The organism is Massilia sp. Root335 (assembly GCF_001425685.1).
GTDB classification, from domain to species: Bacteria; Pseudomonadota; Gammaproteobacteria; order Burkholderiales; family Burkholderiaceae_D; genus Telluria; species Telluria luteola.
Map to the genome: position 1 here is coordinate 52,898 of NZ_LMCY01000011.1, position 18,498 is coordinate 71,395.

At 68.0% G+C, this 18,498-nt stretch carries 13 protein-coding genes; 9 read left to right on the forward strand and 4 right to left on the reverse strand.

All coding sequences use genetic code 11. The features are described from left to right. Positions 1–161: 161 nt before the first annotated feature. The 8 genes from ASC93_RS08265 (at position 162) to ASC93_RS08300 (ending at position 13,004) form a co-directional block, all read left to right on the forward strand. Complete coding sequence (locus ASC93_RS08265) at positions 162–2,888, forward strand: TonB-dependent receptor (protein WP_056439961.1); 2,727 nt, start codon at positions 162–164, stop codon at positions 2,886–2,888. An 82-nt stretch (positions 2,889–2,970) separates the two neighbouring features. After that, positions 2,971–3,756, forward strand: coding sequence for a rhamnogalacturonan acetylesterase (locus ASC93_RS08270; protein WP_056439964.1), 786 nt, complete (start codon positions 2,971–2,973; stop codon positions 3,754–3,756). Continuing rightward, positions 3,753–6,380: a pectinesterase family protein gene (locus ASC93_RS08275; RefSeq protein WP_056439966.1), complete on the forward strand. Its 2,628-nt coding sequence runs from the start codon at positions 3,753–3,755 to the stop codon at positions 6,378–6,380. Before ASC93_RS08270 ends, ASC93_RS08275 begins: the two co-directional genes overlap by 4 nt. A gap of 10 nt (positions 6,381–6,390) precedes the next feature. After that, positions 6,391–8,256, forward strand: a complete 1,866-nt coding sequence (locus tag ASC93_RS08280) for a glycoside hydrolase family 28 protein (RefSeq protein WP_056439969.1) — start codon at positions 6,391–6,393, stop codon at positions 8,254–8,256. Between the two features lie 249 nt (positions 8,257–8,505). After that, positions 8,506–9,519: a transporter gene (locus ASC93_RS08285; protein WP_229412648.1), complete on the forward strand. Its 1,014-nt coding sequence runs from the start codon at positions 8,506–8,508 to the stop codon at positions 9,517–9,519. A gap of 245 nt (positions 9,520–9,764) precedes the next feature. Continuing rightward, positions 9,765–10,832, forward strand: coding sequence for a UDP-glucose--hexose-1-phosphate uridylyltransferase (locus ASC93_RS08290; RefSeq protein ID WP_056439973.1), 1,068 nt, complete (start codon positions 9,765–9,767; stop codon positions 10,830–10,832). 1 nt (position 10,833) lies between these two features. Continuing rightward, on the forward strand, positions 10,834–12,009 hold the full coding sequence (gene galK / locus ASC93_RS08295; protein ID WP_056439975.1) for a galactokinase: 1,176 nt from the start codon (positions 10,834–10,836) through the stop codon (positions 12,007–12,009). Next, positions 12,006–13,004, forward strand: a complete 999-nt coding sequence (locus ASC93_RS08300) for an aldo/keto reductase (RefSeq protein ID WP_056439977.1) — start codon at positions 12,006–12,008, stop codon at positions 13,002–13,004. The genes galK and ASC93_RS08300 overlap by 4 nt, the downstream gene beginning before the upstream one ends. 33 nt (positions 13,005–13,037) lie before the next feature. On the opposite strand, the gene ASC93_RS08305 is transcribed toward ASC93_RS08300, so the two are convergent. The 3 genes from ASC93_RS08305 to ASC93_RS08315 all read right to left on the reverse strand — a co-directional run bounded on the left by ASC93_RS08305 (position 13,038) and on the right by ASC93_RS08315 (position 17,000). Further along, entirely contained in the window at positions 13,038–15,239 is a 2,202-nt protein-coding gene (locus tag ASC93_RS08305; protein ID WP_056439979.1) for a hypothetical protein, read from the reverse strand. Further along, complete coding sequence (locus ASC93_RS08310) at positions 15,236–15,604, reverse strand: hypothetical protein (RefSeq protein WP_056439981.1); 369 nt, start codon at positions 15,602–15,604, stop codon at positions 15,236–15,238. Before ASC93_RS08310 ends, ASC93_RS08305 begins: the two co-directional genes overlap by 4 nt. A 469-nt stretch (positions 15,605–16,073) precedes the next feature. Then, positions 16,074–17,000, reverse strand: coding sequence for a bile acid:sodium symporter family protein (locus ASC93_RS08315; protein ID WP_056439984.1), 927 nt, complete (start codon positions 16,998–17,000; stop codon positions 16,074–16,076). A 109-nt stretch (positions 17,001–17,109) separates the two neighbouring features. Here ASC93_RS08315 and ASC93_RS08320 point away from each other — a divergent pair, with 109 nt between their 5' ends. Beyond that, a complete protein-coding gene (locus ASC93_RS08320; protein ID WP_056439987.1) occupies positions 17,110–17,742 on the forward strand; it encodes a M17 family peptidase N-terminal domain-containing protein in 633 nt (210 codons plus the stop codon). A gap of 1 nt (position 17,743) precedes the next feature. Here the strand turns inward: ASC93_RS08320 and ASC93_RS08325 are convergent, their stop codons facing one another. Continuing rightward, on the reverse strand, positions 17,744–18,307 hold the full coding sequence (locus ASC93_RS08325; protein WP_056439989.1) for a hypothetical protein: 564 nt from the start codon (positions 18,305–18,307) through the stop codon (positions 17,744–17,746). Positions 18,308–18,498 lie beyond the last annotated feature (191 nt).

The window sequence follows — 18,498 nt, forward strand, 5'->3', positions numbered from 1 at the left end:
TGATCTTGTGGCCAGACCACTTTAGAATGATTCCACCAAAGAGCCGCACGCAAGCACGTGCGGATTTCGCCTAGCCAGGTCTGGTTTTGCAGGAAGCACCCATCGGCGCGACCGCCAAGGCGACGCCGAAACGTCATCGATAATAAACAGGAGACAGCTTCATGAAATACCCCAGCAGCACCCCGCCCCGTCACCACACCCGCCAGTTCGTACTGTCCTCGATCGCCCTCGCCGTGCTGAGCCTCACCCACCAGGCCTGGGCACAGCAGGCCGACGGCGCGATCCAGCGCGTCGAAGTCACCGGCTCCAGCATCAAGCGCCTGGCCGCCGAGGAAGCGCTGCCCGTCACGACGATCAAGGCCGACGAACTGGTCAAGCAAGGCATGACCACGCTGGCCGACGTGATGATGGCGCTGCCGCAGTCGGCGTCGCTGCAGCCGTCGAACGCCGGCTCCGGCACGAACATCAACCTGCGCGGCCTGGGCGTGAACCGCACCCTCGTGCTGCTGAACGGCCGCCGCCTCGCGAATGAAGCCATCGCCGACGGCTACGCCAACCTCGACACGATCCCGATCAGCGCCCTGCAGCGCGTCGAGATCCTGCGCGACGGCGCATCGTCGATCTACGGCTCGGACGCCATCGGCGGCGTCGTCAACTTCATCACCAAGCGCGAAGTCGAGGGCGGCAACGTCACCGTGCAGCTGGTGCAGCCGCAACGCCACGGCGGCGGCGACGAGCAGCGCATCCAGGCCACCTTCGGCAAGGGCAACCTCGAACGCGACGGCTGGAACGTCTACGGCACCGTCGACTTCCACCAGCGCAGCCGCCTGCTGCTGTCCGACCGCGCCGGCTTCATTCCGGACGACGCGGCGATGGCCGCGATCGGCCTGCCGCGCAGCGCCGCGAGCGGCGGTTACGCGACGCCGGCCAACTTCACCAGCTCCGCCAACAAGAACGCGGCGAACCCCTACTACGCGAGCGGTTGCCTGAGCCCGTACTCGATCCAGGGCGCGAAGAACACCTGCGTCCTGAACGACGACACGTACGGCTCGGCGCTGCACCCGAACAAGCAGCTGACGATGTATGCCAAGGCGACGAAGAAGATCGACGCCGACAACACCATCACGGTCGAATACACGCGCGGCGACGAATCGATCTTCGGCCAGAAGAACCCGACGCAGGTGGTGGCGGTCGGCAGCGCGAAGGCGATCCTGCCGTCGACCAGCCCGTGGTATCCGGGCAAGAGCGGCGGCGTGCCGGCCGTCGCCGGCATCACGAACCAGCCGCTGACCGTCTCCTGGGCCGTGGCCGACTTCGGCCCGGCCGTCACGCGCGACAACCAGCTCAACCAGCGCCTGCTGCTGTCCGCGGACGGCACCGTCGCCGGTTGGGACTACAAGGCCGGCATGAGCTACGGCCTGTCGCTGCGCAAGGGCTACTACAAATCGGGCTACTTCTCCGGCATCGGCCTGATCAACGGCCTGGCGAACGGCGTCCTGAACCCGTTCGGCCTGCAGGACCAGGCGGGCCGCGACTACCTCGAATCGATCGCCGCCGACGGCATGCAGAACCGCAGTTCGAAGAGCTCGTACTACGGCTTCGACGGCACGATCAGCCGCAGCCTGATGGCGCTGGCCGGCGGCGACCTCGCGCTCGCGCTGGGCGCCGACCTGCACCGCGACACCAACGAGGACACCAAGCTGGCGCAGGCCGTCGACATCACGTACGCCAAGGCCGTCGCGGCGCACGGCGAAAGCGCGCGCAACGTGGCCGGCATCTACACCGAGATCGACGCGCCCGTCACCAAGACCCTGGACCTGAACGGCGCCCTGCGCATCGACAAGTACAGCGACGTCGGCTCGACCGTCACGCCGAAGATCAGCTTCCGCTGGCAGCCGACCAAGACCATCATGTTCCGCGGCTCCGCCAATACGGGCTTCCGCGCGCCGACCCTGTTCGACCGCTACGGCTACCGCACGACCGTCGCCAACACGACGACGGCCGGACGCTGGGACGATCCGGTCCAGTGCCCGAGCGCGACGCCGCTGATCCCCGGCACCGGCACGGCCGTCCCCGGCGCCGTCGCGGCCGACGTCTGCAACGCGAAGCTGAACAAGCTGACCGGTTCCAACAACACCCTGCAGCCGGAACGCTCGAAGGGCGGCACGCTGGGCGTCGTGTTCGAACCGACCCGCGCGTTCACCGCGTCGCTGGACTACTGGCAGGTCAACATGAAGGACATGCTGGCCAACCTGCCGGAGAACGTCTACTTCACCAACTACGCCGACTACAAGAACCAGTTCGTGCGGAACCCCGACGGCTCGCTCGCCTACATCAACAACACGACGATGAACCTGGGCGGCCAGATCGCCGCGGGCGTCGACGTGTCGGCGAACTGGGAGATCGCGAACAGCCGCTACGGCAAGTTCGACGCCGCCATCGACGGCACCTACCTGACCCGCTTCGACAACCAGCTCGTGCCGAACGGCCCGTGGATGTCGAACGTCGGCCAGTTCGGCTGGGCCAGCAACGGCACCACGTCCAGCCTGCCGATCATCACGTTCCGCTGGAAGCACAACCTGCGCCTGAAGTGGCAGAGCGGGGACTACTCGGCCCAGCTGACGAACAACTTCAACAGCGCCTACCGCGACGCCAACACGGCGGTCTCGTCGCAGTACTTCCGCGACATCCCGTCGTTCTCGACGTGGAACCTGACCGGCTCGGTCGTCGCGCAGAAGCAGGTCCGCATCACGGCCGGCGTCACGAACCTGTTCGACAAGGCCCCGCCGATCACCAACAACACGATCTACAGCAACGGCTACCTGAGCAGCGTGGCGAATCCGACCGGCCGCACCTGGAACCTGCGCGTCAGCTACGATTTCGACTGATCGTCGCCGTCAACCGCCGCAGCGCGTGCCCGGTCCGCCGGGCATGCGCTGCGGCGCACGTCATTCCACCGAAAGGACATCGATGCAATTCAATCGTCTCGCACTGGCCGCCCTCGTCGTGGCCGGCCACGCCGCCGCGGCCGACGCGGCGCATGCTCCCATCCGCGTCATCCTCGTCGGCGACTCGACCATGGCCACGAAGAGCGGCTACGGCGACGCGCTGTGCGCCCGCTTCACGCCCGACGTCACCTGCGTCAACCTCGCGCGCGGCGGTCGCAGTTCCAGCAGCTTCCGCTACGAAGGCCGCTGGGACGAAGTCCAGCGCATGCTCAAGGACGGCGGCACGTTCAAGGCCACGTACGTCCTCGTACAGTTCGGCCACAACGACCAGCCGGGCAAGGGCAAGCGCGCCACCGACCTCGTGACCCAGTTCCCGGCCAACATGGCGCGCTACGCGCAGGAGACGCGCGCGGCGAACGGGATCCCGGTCCTCGTCACGCCGCTGACGCGCCGCACCTTCAAGGGCGCGTATCTCGCGGACGACCTGGCGCCATGGGCCGCCGCCACGCGCGCCGCGGCCAGGCAGGAACATGCGGCGCTGCTCGACCTGAACGCCGACAGCGTCGCCGCCGTCCAGGCCATGGGCCAGGACGAGGCGGACACGCTGGCCGTCGTGCCGCGCCCGCCCGGCTACGGCGAGCCGGTCGATCTCAGCAAGGTCGAACGGGCCGGCCCCGCCAAGACGGCGTTCGACCGCACCCATCTCGGCGCCAAGGGCGCGGACTTCTTCGCGCGCATGGTCGAGCGCGAACTGGTCGCCGCGCGGCCCGAGACGGCCCATTACTTCAAGGACGGAGGCAAGCCTTGAGACGCGGCGCGCTCCTCGCGTGCGCGCTCGCGGCCGCGCACGCGCACGCCCAGGACGCGCGCGCCGTGCGCGAGCCCGTCGTGCCGCCCGCGTGCGCGGTGCTGACCGGCGACGCCACCGCCACGGGCCGCGACGACGCCGCGCGCATCCAGGCCGCCATCGACAAGTGCGCGCCCGGCCACGCCGTCGTGCTCGCGGCCAGCAATGACGCCCGCAGCTTCGTGTCCGGCCCCCTGCAGCTGCGCGCCGGCGTGACCCTGCTCGTCGACGCGGGCGCCACGCTGTACGCGAGCACCGATCCGCGCCTGTTCGACCGCGGCGCCGGCACGTGCGGCACGAACGACGCATCGGGCCGCGGCTGCCGTCCGTTCATCACGGCGGACAATGTACGCGGCGCCGGCATCATGGGCGCCGGCACCATCGACGGCCAGGGCGGCCAGCGCATCGACGGCAAGGCCGAGACCTGGTGGCAGATCGCCCGCCGCGCGCAAAAGGAAAAGACCCGGCAAAACGTGCCGCGCCTGATCCAGCTCGACAAGGCACGCGACTTCACCCTGTACCGCATCACGCTCAAGAATTCACCGAACTTCCACGTCACGCTGAACAGCGTCGACGGCTTCACCGCGTGGGGCGTCACGATCGACACGCCGCACGACGCGCGCAACACGGACGGCATCGATCCGATCTCGTCGCGCAACGTCACCATCGCGCACAGCGTCATCCGCACCGGCGACGACAACGTGGCCGTCAAGGCCGGCGGCGCCGGGCCGACCGAGAATATCTCGATCCTGCACAACCGCTTCTACAGCGGCCACGGCATGTCGATCGGCAGCGAGACGAACGGCGGCGTGCACCGCATGCTCGTCGAGGACCTCACGATGGACGGGACGACGTCCGGCCTGCGCATCAAGAGCAACGACATGCGCGGCGGGAAGGTCGACGACGTCGTCTACCGCGACGTCTGCCTGCGCGATGTCCGCTCGCCGATCGAGATCACGACGCATTACGAACAACCCGCGCAGCCGGGCAGCCTGGTGCCCGACTATGCCGGCATCCGCCTGGAACGGGTGCGCAGCACGACGCCGGGCCGCATCCTGCTGCAGGGCTACGACGACGCGCATCCGCTCGTGCTGGCCCTGCAGGACGTGGCCATCGCCGCCGGGTCGGAGGTGAAGCAGGAACACGCGCGCCTGCAGGGCGCGTTCGGCGCGGCGTCCGACTGCGCGGGACGGTTCGCGCCGTTTCCCGAGCGGGCGGTCCGCGACCCGCGCCCGCAACTGACGGCCGCACAAGCCCGCGCCTACGACTACCGCGAGGTGCTGAAATACGTGGGCCCGGTCGGCAACGAGCGCGTCGACCCGTGGGACCCGCTGGCCGATCCGCTCGCGGGCAAGGCCGACATCAAGGCCGACATCAAGGCCGACTACACGGTCGACCCGCGCGCGCCGGCCGACGGCGCCACCCGCTTCGCCACCGTGCAGGCGGCGGTCGGGCGCGCCGTGGCGGCCGGCGGCACGCGGCGCATCGTCATCCGCGTCAACCCCGGCACCTACCGTGAACTCGTCTACGTGCCGCCCGGCGCGCCGCCGATCACGCTTCTCGGGGCCGGGGCCGACGCGCAGGCCGTGCGCATCAGCGCGGCCCTGGACGCGTCGACGACGGGCGCCGCCTACCGCGCCCGCCATGGCGCCGAATTCGAACACGCGCCGGCGTCAATCCGTGCGATGTACGACGCGCTGAAGGATTTGCCTGCCCTCCAGACGACGGGCTCCGCCACGGTGTGGGTGCGCGCGGACGGCTTCCAGGCCCGCGATCTCACGATCGAGAATGCGTACAACCGCGACGGCGCCATGGCGCATCCGGAATGCAGCGGCGACAACTGCCCGGACACGACCGGCGGCAGCCGCGTGCACCACCAGGCCGTCGCGCTGCGCGTGGACGGCGCCGACAAGGCGCAGTTCGAACGCGTGCGCCTGCTCGGCCTCCAGGACACGCTGTTCCTCAGCTCGAAGGACGGCAGCGCGACGGTGCGCAGCTTCTTCCACGACGCGCACATCGAGGGCGACGTCGACTTCATCTTCGGCGACACCATCGCCGTCTTCAAGGACTGCGACGTGCACGCCGTCGGCGGCCGCGCCGCGTCGTACGTGGCGGCGCCGGACACGAACCGGCGCGCGAAATACGGCTTCGTGTTCGACGGCTGCCGCTTCACCAGCGATGCGCCGGGCGCGGCGCATACGCGGTTCCATTTCGCCCGCCAGTGGTTCCACAACGAGCGCTGCACGCCGTACGGCTTCGTCCCCGTCGACGGCTATACGTGCCGGCTGGGCGACGTCGACGTGTACAAGGCCCCGAACGGCACGATCCGCAAGCGCACGCTGGAGACGGTCGGCAAGGCCGTGATCCTGCGCTCGCGCATCGGCCCGTATTTCGAAAAGACGGCGCCGTGGTCGGAATGGAACCGCAACGGCACGCTGGCGCACCGCCCGGCGCAGTTCAGCTCCGACGATTACTGGAACAACCTGGCCGGCACCGCCTTCGACCCGGCCGCGGCGCTGGGCGACGGGCCCCGCCCCGTCCCCGCCGACATCTATCTCGGCGAATACGACAACACCAATGAATGACGGAGACACCATGAAGCATCCCTTCGACGCCCGCCGTGGCTTCTTGAAGAGCGCCGCCGTCGCCGGCCTCGCGCTGTCCGGCCCCGCCCACGCGCTGGCCGCGGCGAACAAGGCCGCGGGCGCCGGCGATCCGTGGCGGGAAGCGGCGCGCATCGCGCGGCGCCTCGCCAATCCGGTCAAGTTCCGCAAGGCCGATTACCCCGTGACCGACTTCGGCGCGGCGCCGTGCAAGCTCGTGCCCGTGAAGGCGTGGATCTCGTTCGAAGACCAGGCAACCGTGCAGACGCCCGCGCCGGGTGCGCACGACTGCTACGCCGCGATCCGGGCCGCCATCGAAAAATGCCACGGCGAGGGCGGCGGGCGCGTCGTCATCCCGCGCGGCGACTGGTTCTGCGCCGGTCCCATCGTGCTGCTGTCGAACGTGAACGTGCACCTCGCGCGCGGCGCCCACGTCTACTTCAGCAACGATCCGGCCGACTACGCGAAATACGGCGACGTCGATTGCGGACCGAACGGCAAGCTGGTCGTGTCGCGCTGGCAGAGCAACGACTGCCTGAACTTCTCCTCGATGATCTACGCCCGCAACCAGGACAACATCGCCCTCACCGGCGACGACTGGACCGCGATCCTCGACGGCCAGGGCGGCGTGCCGTTCGCCGGCCGCGCCGACTGCTGGTGGACGTGGAAGGGCAGGAACGCGACCGTCAACTCCGTCGCCCAGGACAAATCGCCGAACTACGTGCCCGGCAAGCTGGCGCAGAACCACGTCAACGAACTGAATCCGAAGTCGCTGGCGGAGGTCGCGCCCAACCTGCCGGATGACAGGCGCCGGCTGATCCAGGGCGACGGCGACAAGTGGCGCGCGGACGACGCCTACCTGCCCGCGCTGTCGGAAGCCGGCGTGCCGCTCGAGAAGCGCGTGTTCGGCCTGGGGCATTACCTGCGCCCGCCGATGATCCAACTGATCGGGTGCACGAACGTGCTGCTGGAGGGCTACCAGGTGACGCACACGCCGTTCTGGCAGCACCACCCGGTCGCCTGCCGCAATCTCGCGATCCGCAAGGTGCACGCGAACAGCCTGGGCCCGAACAGCGACGGCTTCGATCCGGAAGCCTGCGACACGGTGCTCGTCGAAGGCTGCCAGTTCAACACGGGCGACGACTGCATCGCCATCAAGGCCGGCAAGAACCTCGATACGCAATACGGCCCGTCGCAGAACATCGTCATCCAGAAATGCACGATGCAGAGCGGCCACGGCGCCGTCACGCTGGGCAGCGAGATGGCCGGCGGCATCCAGAACGTGTACGCGCAGGACCTCGTGTTCGAGAACATGAACTGGGCGACGAATCCGCTGAACACGGCCATCCGGCTGAAGACGAACATGAACCGCGGCGGCTTCCTGCGCAATTTTTACGTGCGCAACGTGAGCATCCCGAACGGCGTGCAGACGAGCCCCTCGTTCTACGCGTCGCTGCCCGGGTCCCCGATCGCGTCGAAGACGGTCGCCACGGCCGCCGGCGCGGTCGTCACGTTCGACTGCGACTACACGCCGCGCGCGGACAACGTGCGCGTGCGTCCGCCCGAGGTGCGCAACGTCCACATCTCGAACGTCAGGGTGGGCAACGTGAAGACGAAGGACGGCAGGCAGGCGTCGTGCTACCAGGCCTTCGTCATCCTCGGCCCCGTCGCTTCCGACTACAACGGCCCGGCGCCGGCGCCCGCCGTCCTGCCGGTGCGCGACGTGACGATCGCGGACTGCGACTTCGGCACGCCCGTCGATGCCGACCACCCGTGGTACACGTACAATGTGCGGGGACTGAAACTGGCCAACGTGACCATCGGCGGGAAGCGCTACGACACGGTCCTGTCGGCGTAAACAGAGGCCGTCGTTCCCGCCTCCGCGGGAACGACGTGTGAGCACGATCCGCGCCAAGCGCTGCGACGGAGCGCTGTCGGCCCGTTGTCCATAAGCCGTCGTTCCCGCGCAGGCGGGAACCTCATTTTTTCGCACATCGTCCGCGTTTGACTTGGGCGCCATGCACGCGACCTGGGTTCTCGCCTCCGCGGGAACGACGGTGTCATACGCTTGCACTACAATGCCGTCACCTCACTCTGCATGGGATGGATGATGGCGACACCGGCGTTCAACTACGGCTCCGACATCTCGGGGCTCGTCTGGGGCTTCCTGTTGAACGGCGCCGGGCCGGCGCTGCCGGTCGACGCGGGGGAAGCCGAGGCGTGGTTGCGCGCCCCCGTGCCCGGCCAGTTCGTCTGGCTGCACTTCAATCTCTCGAACGCAGCCAGCGAGCGCTGGCTGCGCGCCCACGCCGGCCTGCCGGACGAATTCTACGAAACCCTGCACCAGGGCTCGCGCTCGACCCGCATCGAGATCGCGGACGACGCCCTGATCGCCGTCGTCAACGACGTGCTGCATAATTTTTCCGTCGACACGGCCGAGATCTCCACCTTGTGGGCGCACGTGACGCCGCGCGGCGTCATCACTGCTCGCCGCAAGCCGTTGGAATCGATCGAGCGCCTGCGCCAGGACGTGCTGCAGGGCGCGCCGCTGCGCTCGAGCGTCGAGCTGCTCGTGCACCTGCTGCGCGACCAGGCCGACGTCCTCGTCAACATCGTGCGCGACGCCGTGGCGCGGGTCGACGCCACCGAGGACCAGCTGCTGGCCGGCCGGGTCACGCGCCGGCGCGAGGACCTGGGCGCGCTGCGCCGGGTGCTCGTCCGCCTGCAACGGCTGCTGGCGCCGGAACCGGCCGCCCTGTTCCGCCTGCTGCAGCGGCCGCCGGCCTGGGTCGCGCCGGAAGACCGCCAGGAGCTGCGCCAGTCGACCGAGGAATTCACGGTCGTGCTGTCCGACCTCGCCGCGCTGCAGGAACGGATCAAGCTGCTGCAGGAAGAGATCGCGGCCCAGGTGAACGAGGACAACAACCGCAGCCTGTTCCTGCTGACCATCGTGACGGTGATGGCCCTGCCCATCAACTTGATCGCCGGCCTGCTGGGCATGAACGTGGGCGGGGTGCCGCTGGCGCAGCATCCGCACGGGTTCTGGGTCGTGCTTGGCTTTACGGCCCTGGTGACGGGCGCCATCGCCTGGCTGCTGCTGCGTCTGCAGCGGCCGCGCTGACTTAACATACCTTTACCATATCAAAACAAGATATATCCCCCAGCATTGGGCATAACTCGTTTCCCGGCGTCACGCTAAGCTTCTTGCCTCAGGAAAAGTCCGCACGCCAGGGCAGCCGTGCGCGCCGCGACCGACGGTAGAATGGCCGCAAACGCCGGCGCCAGCCTCTGCTACCGCCGGCCTGCGCGCCGCTTCCCGCCCGGCCGGCTGCGGCTTTCCGTCCATCCGAATCGCAGAAGAAGACCATGTTCAATCCATCCGACCATCCGCACCGCCGTTACAACCCCCTCATGGGCGACTGGGTCCTCGTGTCCCCGCACCGCGCCAAGCGTCCGTGGCAGGGGCAGCAGGAAGCCATCGACCGCTCGGCGCGCCCGTCGCACGACCCGACCTGCTACCTGTGCCCGGGGAATACCCGCGTCAACGGCGAAAAGAATCCCGACTACACGGGCACCTATGTGTTCGAGAACGACTTCGCCGCGCTGATGCCGGACACCCCGGAAGCCGCGCCGGGCGCCGACCCGCTGTTCCACACGATGAGCGCGCGCGGCACGAGCCGCGTGATCTGCTTCTCGCCGGACCACGCCAAGTCCCTGCCCCAGCTGTCGCTCCCGGCCATCGAAGGCGTGATCGACACGTGGTGCGCGCAGGCCGCCGAACTGGGCGCCACCTACCGCTGGGTCCAGGTGTTCGAGAACAAGGGCGCCGTGATGGGCTGTTCGAACCCGCACCCGCACGGCCAGATCTGGGCCACGAGCTACGTGCCGAACCTGCCGGCCGCCGAAGACCGCCAGCAGGCCGCCTACCACGCCGAACACGGCCGCCGCATGCTGCTGGACGTGGCCGAGCGCGAGATCGCCGCCGGCGAACGCGTGGTCGTCCAGACCGAGCACTGGGTCGCCATCGTCCCGTACTGGGCCGCGTGGCCGTTCGAGACGCTGGTGCTGCCGCGCTTCGCCGTGCGCCGCCTGGAAGAGCTGCAACCGGCCCAGCGCGCCGACCTGGCCGTCCTGCTGAAACGCCTGACGACCCGCTACGACAACCTGTTCCAGACCTCGTTCCCGTACTCGATGGGCTGGCACGGCGCGCCGTATCCCGTGCAGGGCGCCAGCACCGAAGACGGCGCCGGCTGGCAGCTGCACGCCCACTTCTACCCGCCGCTGCTCCGTTCCGCATCGGTGCGCAAGTTCATGGTCGGGTTCGAGATGCTTGCCGAGGCCCAGCGCGACCTGACCCCGGAACAGGCAGCCGAACGCCTGCGCGCGCAATCCGAAGTGCACTACCTTGAAACCGCATCCCCTCAATCGACCTGACATGACCGATAACCGCCTCATTTCCCGCACCGACCGTACTGCCGCCGCCTTCGAAACCGCCTTCGGCACCGCGCCGACGCTGTTCGTCCAGGCCCCCGGCCGCGTCAACCTGATCGGCGAACACACCGATTACAACGACGGCCTCGTGCTGCCCTGCGCCATCGACTACCGCACCGCCATCGCGGCGCGTCCGCGCGCCGACCGCAAGGTGCGCGTGGTGGCCGCCGACTATGCCGACGCGCTCGACGAATACGACCTCGACGCGCCGATCGCCCGCCTTGAGGCGCCGATGTGGGCGAACTACGTGCGCGGCGTGGTCGCGCAGTTCGTCGCGCGCGGCCTGCCGATGCAGGGCATGGACCTGGCCATCGCCGGCGACGTGCCGCAGGGCGCGGGCCTGTCGTCGTCGGCCTCGCTGTCGGTCGCCGTCGGCCGCCTGTTCGCGACCCTGCCCGGCTTCGAAACGCTGTCCCCGGTCGACATCGCGCTGATCGCGCAGGCGTCGGAAAACGACTTCGTCGGCACCAAGTGCGGCAACATGGACCAGATCAGCTCCGCCTGCGGCGTCGCCGGCCACGCGCTGCTGATCGACTGCCGTTCGCTCGACGTGAAGCCCGTCCCGGTGCCGGACAACGCCGCCATCATGATCTTCAATTCGAACGTGACGCGCGGCCTGGTCGACAGCGCCTACAACGTGCGCCGCGAACAGTGCGAGGCGGCTGCCCGCCACTTCGGCCTGCCCGCGCTGCGCGACCTCGACCTCGCGACGCTGGAAGCCCGCGGCGCCGAACTGGACCCGGTCGTGCTGCGCCGTGCGCGCCACGTCGTGACGGAGGACGACCGCGTCCTGGCCGCCGCCGACGCGCTGGCCGGCGGCGACCTCGCGCGCCTGGGCGAGCTGATGGCCGCGTCGCACGCATCGATGCGCGACGATTTCGAGATCACCGTGCCGCCCATCGACAAGCTGGTCGACATCGTCAAGGGCGTGATCGGCCTCGAAGGCGGCGTGCGCATGACGGGCGGCGGCTTCGGCGGCTGCGTCGTGGCCGTGGTGCCGCATGCGCTGGTCGATGCGGCCCGCGCGGCGGTCGAGCGCGAGTACCGCTCGCCGGACGGCAAGCCGGCCACGATCTACGTCTGCCGCCCGGCCGCCGGCGCCGGCACGGTGACGCCATGAGCTGGCAGGCGGCCGCCGGCCGCTACGGCACCATGCCGTATCCGCACTGCGGCCGCAGCGGCCTGCGGCTGTCCGCCGTGGCGCTGGGCTTGTGGCACAACTTCGGCGGCCATGATGACTTCGAACGCCAGCGCGACATCGTGCGCACGGCGTTCGACCACGGCATCACGTGCTACGACCTCGCCAACAACTACGGTCCGCCGCCCGGATCGGCCGAGACGAATTTCGGCCGCATCCTCGAGCTGGACCTGAAGCCGCACCGCGACGAGATCGTCGTCTGCACAAAGGCCGGCTACACGATGTGGCCGGGTCCTTACGGCGACTGGGGCAGCCGCAAATACCTCGTCGCGAGCCTGGACCAGAGCCTGACGCGCATGGGCCTGGACTACGTCGACGTCTTCTATCACCACCGTCCCGATCCCGACACGCCGCTCGAGGAGACGATGGCGGCGCTCGATTACATCGTGCGCAGCGGGCGCGCGCTGTACGCCGGCATCTCGAACTACGGCGGCGAGCGCACGGCCGCCGCGGCGGCCGAACTGCGCCGCCTGGGCACGCCGTTCGTCATCCACCAGATGCGCTACAACATGCTCGCGCGCCAGCCCGAGACCGACCTGCTGCCCGTGCTGGAACGCGAAGGCATCGGCGGCATCGCGTTCTCGCCGCTGGCGCAGGGCCTCCTCACCGACCGCTATCTCGGCGGCGCGCTGCCGGCCGATTCGCGCGCGGCGGGGTCCGTCGGGTTCCTGAAGCCGGAACACATCACGCCGCAGCGCCTGCACATGGTCGCGGCGCTGAACGAGGTCGCGCGCACGGGCGGGCGCACGCTCGCGCAGCTGGCGCTCGCGTGGGTGAAGCGCCAGCCGGCCATCGCGTCGGTGCTGATCGGGGCCAGCAGGCCGCAACAGGTGCTCGATGCCGTGCGGGCCGTGCAGATGGCGCCGCTCAGCGGGGACGAGATCGCGGCGGTGGAGGCGATTCTCGCCGGGCAGTAGGCATGCGGTCCGGACGACGCGTGGCGAGCGATCCTACTTTGGCCACAGTGGCACGAAGTGGGCGCCGAATTGCAGGATCGTGCAATCTGTTCCCGCCGCGTTGCCGACCGAAGTCATGTTTTGAACTGCCCCGCCGTATCCGATTGCGTATATCTGGACGTGCAATCCACGCGTGACCGCCATGCGGTGACCGGTCGTGCCTACGTCGATCGTCGCGCCGGTCGGAAGACCGTAGGCCAGGCGCTCCTGGCCGAAGTCAGGCATGACGTTCGGATCATTGGCTTCCAGCTGAGCGAGGGTATGGATGAGGCAATTGTGTCCTTCAGGCGTGGCCTGGCCCTCGTTGAAGTGTTCGAACAGGTTCGCAAGCGAGGCATCGGGCGTCTGAACACCTTGTTGCTGGAGAAACTCGGCGACCGATTTCGGATACGAAGGCACTTGCAGTGGTTCGAACATGACGATGTCGTCCGGATTGCCCGAGCCGGGGCCTTGTGGGTCCTCGTCCTCGTCCTCGTCCTCGCCCTCGCCCTCGAACTCGTCCGACGCCGCGTCCCATGAAAGGCTTGCGGCGGTACCGCCGACCGAGGAAAAGCCCTTGTTGAATGCCGTAACCTTCCGGGCCAGCGCGCGCTGGGCCTGGACCGAACGTTTCTCGGCGGAGTTGAGGCGGGCTTTCTCCGTCGGCATATTGGCCACGCCGAAATAGGGATTTATCAGGGCAGCGGAAGAAATCGTCGGGAGCGACTCGTAGCCGACTATCTTCCAGCGCAGCTGCTGGGCCTCGCTCGTCGCACAGCCGATGGCGCGCGCCGCCAATTCTTCCTGCCAGTTGTCGAGCTTCGATTGCTTCATCGGATTGCCACCCTCTTCGTCCGGCGCATAGAAGTCGTCCCCCGACGCACCGACGAGGAGACGCCCCACGAGACAGGCCGACGACATACCTCCGAGAACGTTCACCTCGGCCTCGTTGAGGATGCGCGCCTTGATCGACAGGCTCTTCTGCGCCGCGAGTTGCAGCACGTTGTTAAGGCGCAGGATGTTGTCGGGGACGAGTGGAATGAGATAAATGTAGAGCTCGCCCATCGTTCCCTGACGGCGCCGTTGCTGGGACTGCTCTTCCGGCGTTTTGATGCCCAGCACGTAGCGGATCGAGTGCACGGGATTGAACGAGAACGATACGAAGGGCGTCAGGCTGAAGTCGAGACCTCGATACAGTGCGGGCGCCTTGTCGGCCTGTTTGATTTCGGTGCTGAAGGCACCATACGTATTGATGTAGCGCTGGATGAGGCTGTAGTATTGGTCGCCCTGCTTGTTCCCGCTCCAGTGCTGCTTGACCGCCTCGCCCTCGACGGCGCGCAACTTGCGGGCGATGCCCATGGCTTCGTCGTCGAGTTGATCCATTTGCGCCTGCGATTCGACCAGCCCCGGCTCGACGTTCGCGCGGTGGCGGGCCTCTTCGCTCGAGGCCGGAATCTGGTCCAGCGAGGCAAGACTCTGGTTCAGGATATCGAAATCGCTGAAGTAGTCGCGGCGAAAATGCAGGCCCCGATAGACGGCAATGCATTCGATTTGCTCCGTCGTATCCGGCAAACCGGCCATGCCCGGCATGCCACAGGGGATGATGCTGGTCACGGCGGACTTGCTGGAGGAAAAGGACTGCCCGGCCTGCACCGTCTTCTTCTCGAAGTCCGTGACCTTCTGCGTCCATGTCGTCTCGGCCGCGAGCAGCCGAGAAGCAATTTTCCTCAACCAAACCGCCGGATTCTTGCCAGCGTTCTTGTGGATTAACTCCAGCGCCTCGCTCGTTGCGATCGACCTGCATCGTTGATGAAATTGCTTGAGTTCGTGACCATGGTAGGCAATCGTTCCAAGCAATTGCTGACCGGTCGCCAGGTCGACCAGGCCGCCGTTGACATACCGGGAGGTCGTCTGCGCGAGCAACCGGGTGCGCCGGGCCACGCGCGCCCCGAACGCGGCGTGGCTGCGCAGCGTCATCAATGCCGTGATCTGCGCCTCGAACAACGCGTTTTCCTTGATCTCTGCCGGAAGCAACGGCAAGCCGTGGTTGGCTTGCGCTTGCAGGAGGTCCCGCCCGAGCGCGCGCAGCAGGGACGACATTTTCTGGAGCGCGGACTCGAAGGCTTCGATGGCCTTGCGGTCGAGGACATTCCCTTCCATGAACGTCTTGATGGCCACGCAAAGCTGGAGAAGGCACGCCTCGATCCGCTTCTTCACTCGACCTCTCCCGTGCCGGCCACACGTCGCGCCGCTTCCGCATAAAGTGCCGTCATGAGGTCGTTGCCGTCGGTGATCGAACGCGGCACAGGCTCGAGCAGGGGCGCGGCCCAGGACATCGAATCGAACTCGGCGCCGTGGACGAGGACGATCTGCGCCCACTGCCAAAGCGCCTGTTCCGACACGATCCCGCGGGCCAGGGCCCGATCCAGGCCGGTACTCACGTGCGCGCGGACGGCCGCCCTCCCCCTCGCCTCGATCGCCTCAGGCCGCAGCGCCGCAAGCGCCTCGAACAAGCGCTGCGCGAAGGCCCGACGCTGGTCTTCTTCGAGAATCGATTGCTGGCGCGCGCGGATCAGGAGCACGGCAGTCCTTCGACGACAGGATCGCCAGCGCGTGCCGGGCCGTCCGTGAGTGCAATGTGCCCGCACTCTCCCCCCGCCTCGACTTCGCCAGGAGCCACGGTCCGCTGGAACCCGGCAAATGACGGCAAGCGGATAGATCGTTCGAGTCCGAGAGTCCGTATGTGCATACGATGGTTCGTTGTCGTTGTCGTTGTCGTCGGACGGCGGCCGCGGCGGCGCCAATATCGGTTGCGCGACGGGAACGTGGCCTTGCCTCCCGCACGTCAGCGCGCTGCAATGTTGACGAGATTGTAAACGATTGCACAGCCGTGTACCGTCAATGTACCGTTGACCGATAAATTTTTGCCAATCGACACGATGCCGATGCCAAGCATTCCCGTCGCCGTTCCATGGCGGTGTTCTGCACCGGATTCGGGCCAGGCACGACAGGATCGCGGCAGTCGGACCGTTTCCGCCCGGGCCATGGCGGCTAATCCGTTCTGCGCGCGAACCACGTCGCCAGCGCGGAGCCGGACAGGTTGTGCCACACGCTGAACAGCGCGCTCGGCACGGCGGCGAGAGGACTGAAATGCGCGGACGCCAGCGCCGCGCCCAGTCCGGAATTCTGCATGCCCGTCTCGAACATCACCGCCTTGCGCTTGGCGAGGTTCATGCCGAACATCCTGGCGAACACATAGCCCAGCGCGAAGCCGAGCAGGTTGTGCAGGATGACCGCCGCGAATATCAGGAGGCCGTTCGTCAGCAGCTTGGCCTGGTTCAGCGCGACGATGATCGCGATGATCAGCACGATCGCCACCGTGGACACCAGCGGCAGCGCCTTGACGCTGGCCGCCGCCTGCCGGGCGAACAGGGTCTTGGCTGCGATGCCGAGCGCGATCGGCAGGATCACGACCTGCACGATGTCGACGAACAGCGAGGTCGTATTAATGTGCATCCACCCGCCCGCGAGCAGCGACACGAGGGCCGGCGTCGCGAACGGCGCGATCAAGGTGGACACCGACCCGATCGACACCCCGAGCGCGACGTCGCCCCTGGACAGGAAGGTCATCACGTTCGACGCGGTCCCGCTCGGGCAGCAGCCGACGAGGATCACGCCGACCGCGATCTCGGGCGGCAGGCGCAGCGCGAGCGCGAGCAGGTAGGCGATGCCGGGCATGATGAGGTAGTGCCCGACGACGCCGATCGCCACGTCCTTCGGCCGCCGGAAGACCTCGCGAAAATCCGCCGCCGACAGCGTGAGGCCCATGCCGAACATGACGATGCCGAGCAGCGGCGCGATCCAGGTCTTGTAGCCGGTGAACAGCGGCGGCGCGAAGAATCCCAGGGCGGCGAACAGGAGGACCCACACCGAAAAGGTCTTGCCGACGAAGGCGCTGGCTTTTTCTACTGCGTTCACGCGTGTGTTCTCCCTGTCCGATTTATCGCTGCGTCCGGCATTATATGTCCGCAGCCCCTGACCTTTGGCGGATGCGGCGCGGCGCAATCCGCGTTAGCATTGCACCACCATGACCGCTACCGCCTCCGCCCCCGCCCGCCTGCCGATCGGCACCCTCGACGGTGTCGCGTTCGACGTCGTCGCCTGGGGCCCGGCGCACGCCGACGCCGACTTCAGCGTGGCCTGCATGTTCGAGCACGAACTGGGCGGCGCCATGGCCGGCGGGCTGCTCGCCCTGGACCAGGCGCTCGGCGGCCAACTGGCGCGCATGCGCGCGGCGGGCGCGTTCCAGGCGCAGCCGATGGAAACGCTGCTGGTCACGACGCCGCCGCCGGGCGTGACGCCGCGTGCCGTGCTGGTGATCGGCATGGGCGATCCCACGGCGCTGGACGGCGACCTGCTGCGGCGCGCCTGCCGCGTCGCGATGCGCGAGGCGATCCGCCACGGCGCGACGTCGATGGCGTTCGCGCCCAGCGTGCTCGATGCCGGCCACACCGACAACGCGGCGCTGGACATGCAGGAGGTCATGCTGGACGGGATGCTCGGCGCCTTGCGCGCGGAGCACATGCTGGCCGACGCCGGACTGGCGGGCACGCCGGCGCTGCGCCATTGCACGTTCGACGTCGGCGCGCCGCGCGCGCAGGCGGCCGGGCGCGCATTCGCGGCGGCGTTCGCGCGGGCGACCGCCGCAGCCCGTCAATGAATCAGTCCCGGTCGGCGCGGCAGCGCATGCCCTGCAACTCCTCGGGCGTCGGCGACGCCAGGGCCGGGCCGTTGATGGCATACGTCGCCCCGTTCGACGCGGTCACGACGTTATGACTCCCCTCGATGGTGGCCGTGCTGTTTGGTCTGCCCCAATGAAAAAACCAGCGCATCGTCCCGTGCGCGCCCGGCTCGACGAGAATGCCGAAGATATCGCTGTCGCCGGCAAGCGTCTGAAAGACCGGGGCCCCTGTCGGCGACACGCCGAACGTCAGATGCCGCCCCTGCAGTCCGGCGTTGGTCGCCGTTCCGCGTGCCAGCACGTAGCACCCGCTTCCCGCCGCATCCGGCCCCTCGCCCTGCTGCTCGAAGGCCGTGATACGTCCCGACCGGTCGATGTCGCCATAGCCGCTGGTCTCGACCTTGGCGCCACCGATCGTGATCGTGTGGGCTGAGCTGTACACGCCGGCCACGAAGGAAACATCGTTGGCTTGCGCTGCTGCCCTGCCGGATGTGCCCAGCGCCAGCATGGCGGCAACGACGAAAAGCGAGGCAAGCGGTTTCATTCGAACTCCAGTCGGGTAGGCGATTCCGGAGTCTACAGCGTGTTCGACGGCGAAAATGCGCACATCGTCACATCGGGGGGCGCTAGGGTCCATCTGACTGATACGACGTGAAAAGCGCTGTTTCCGGAATCCTTAGCACGTCGTCATTAGCACGTCGTCCCCGCGCAGGCGGGGACCCAATTTTGCGCGGG

Excerpts from the sequence above, each read along its gene's own strand:
- ASC93_RS08265 (WP_056439961.1), top strand. The coding sequence starts at position 162 with ATGAAATACCCCAGCAGCACCCCGCCCCGTCACCACACCCGCCAGTTC.
- ASC93_RS08270 (WP_056439964.1), top strand. The coding sequence starts at position 2,971 with ATGCAATTCAATCGTCTCGCACTGGCCGCCCTCGTCGTGGCCGGCCAC.
- ASC93_RS08280 (WP_056439969.1), top strand. The coding sequence starts at position 6,391 with ATGAAGCATCCCTTCGACGCCCGCCGTGGCTTCTTGAAGAGCGCCGCC.
- ASC93_RS08285 (WP_229412648.1), top strand. The coding sequence starts at position 8,506 with ATGATGGCGACACCGGCGTTCAACTACGGCTCCGACATCTCGGGGCTC.
- ASC93_RS08290 (WP_056439973.1), top strand. The coding sequence starts at position 9,765 with ATGTTCAATCCATCCGACCATCCGCACCGCCGTTACAACCCCCTCATG.
- galK (WP_056439975.1), top strand. The coding sequence starts at position 10,834 with ATGACCGATAACCGCCTCATTTCCCGCACCGACCGTACTGCCGCCGCC.
- ASC93_RS08300 (WP_056439977.1), top strand. The coding sequence starts at position 12,006 with ATGAGCTGGCAGGCGGCCGCCGGCCGCTACGGCACCATGCCGTATCCG.
- ASC93_RS08320 (WP_056439987.1), top strand. The coding sequence starts at position 17,110 with ATGACCGCTACCGCCTCCGCCCCCGCCCGCCTGCCGATCGGCACCCTC.
- ASC93_RS08325 (WP_056439989.1), bottom strand. The coding sequence starts at position 18,307 with ATGAAACCGCTTGCCTCGCTTTTCGTCGTTGCCGCCATGCTGGCGCTG.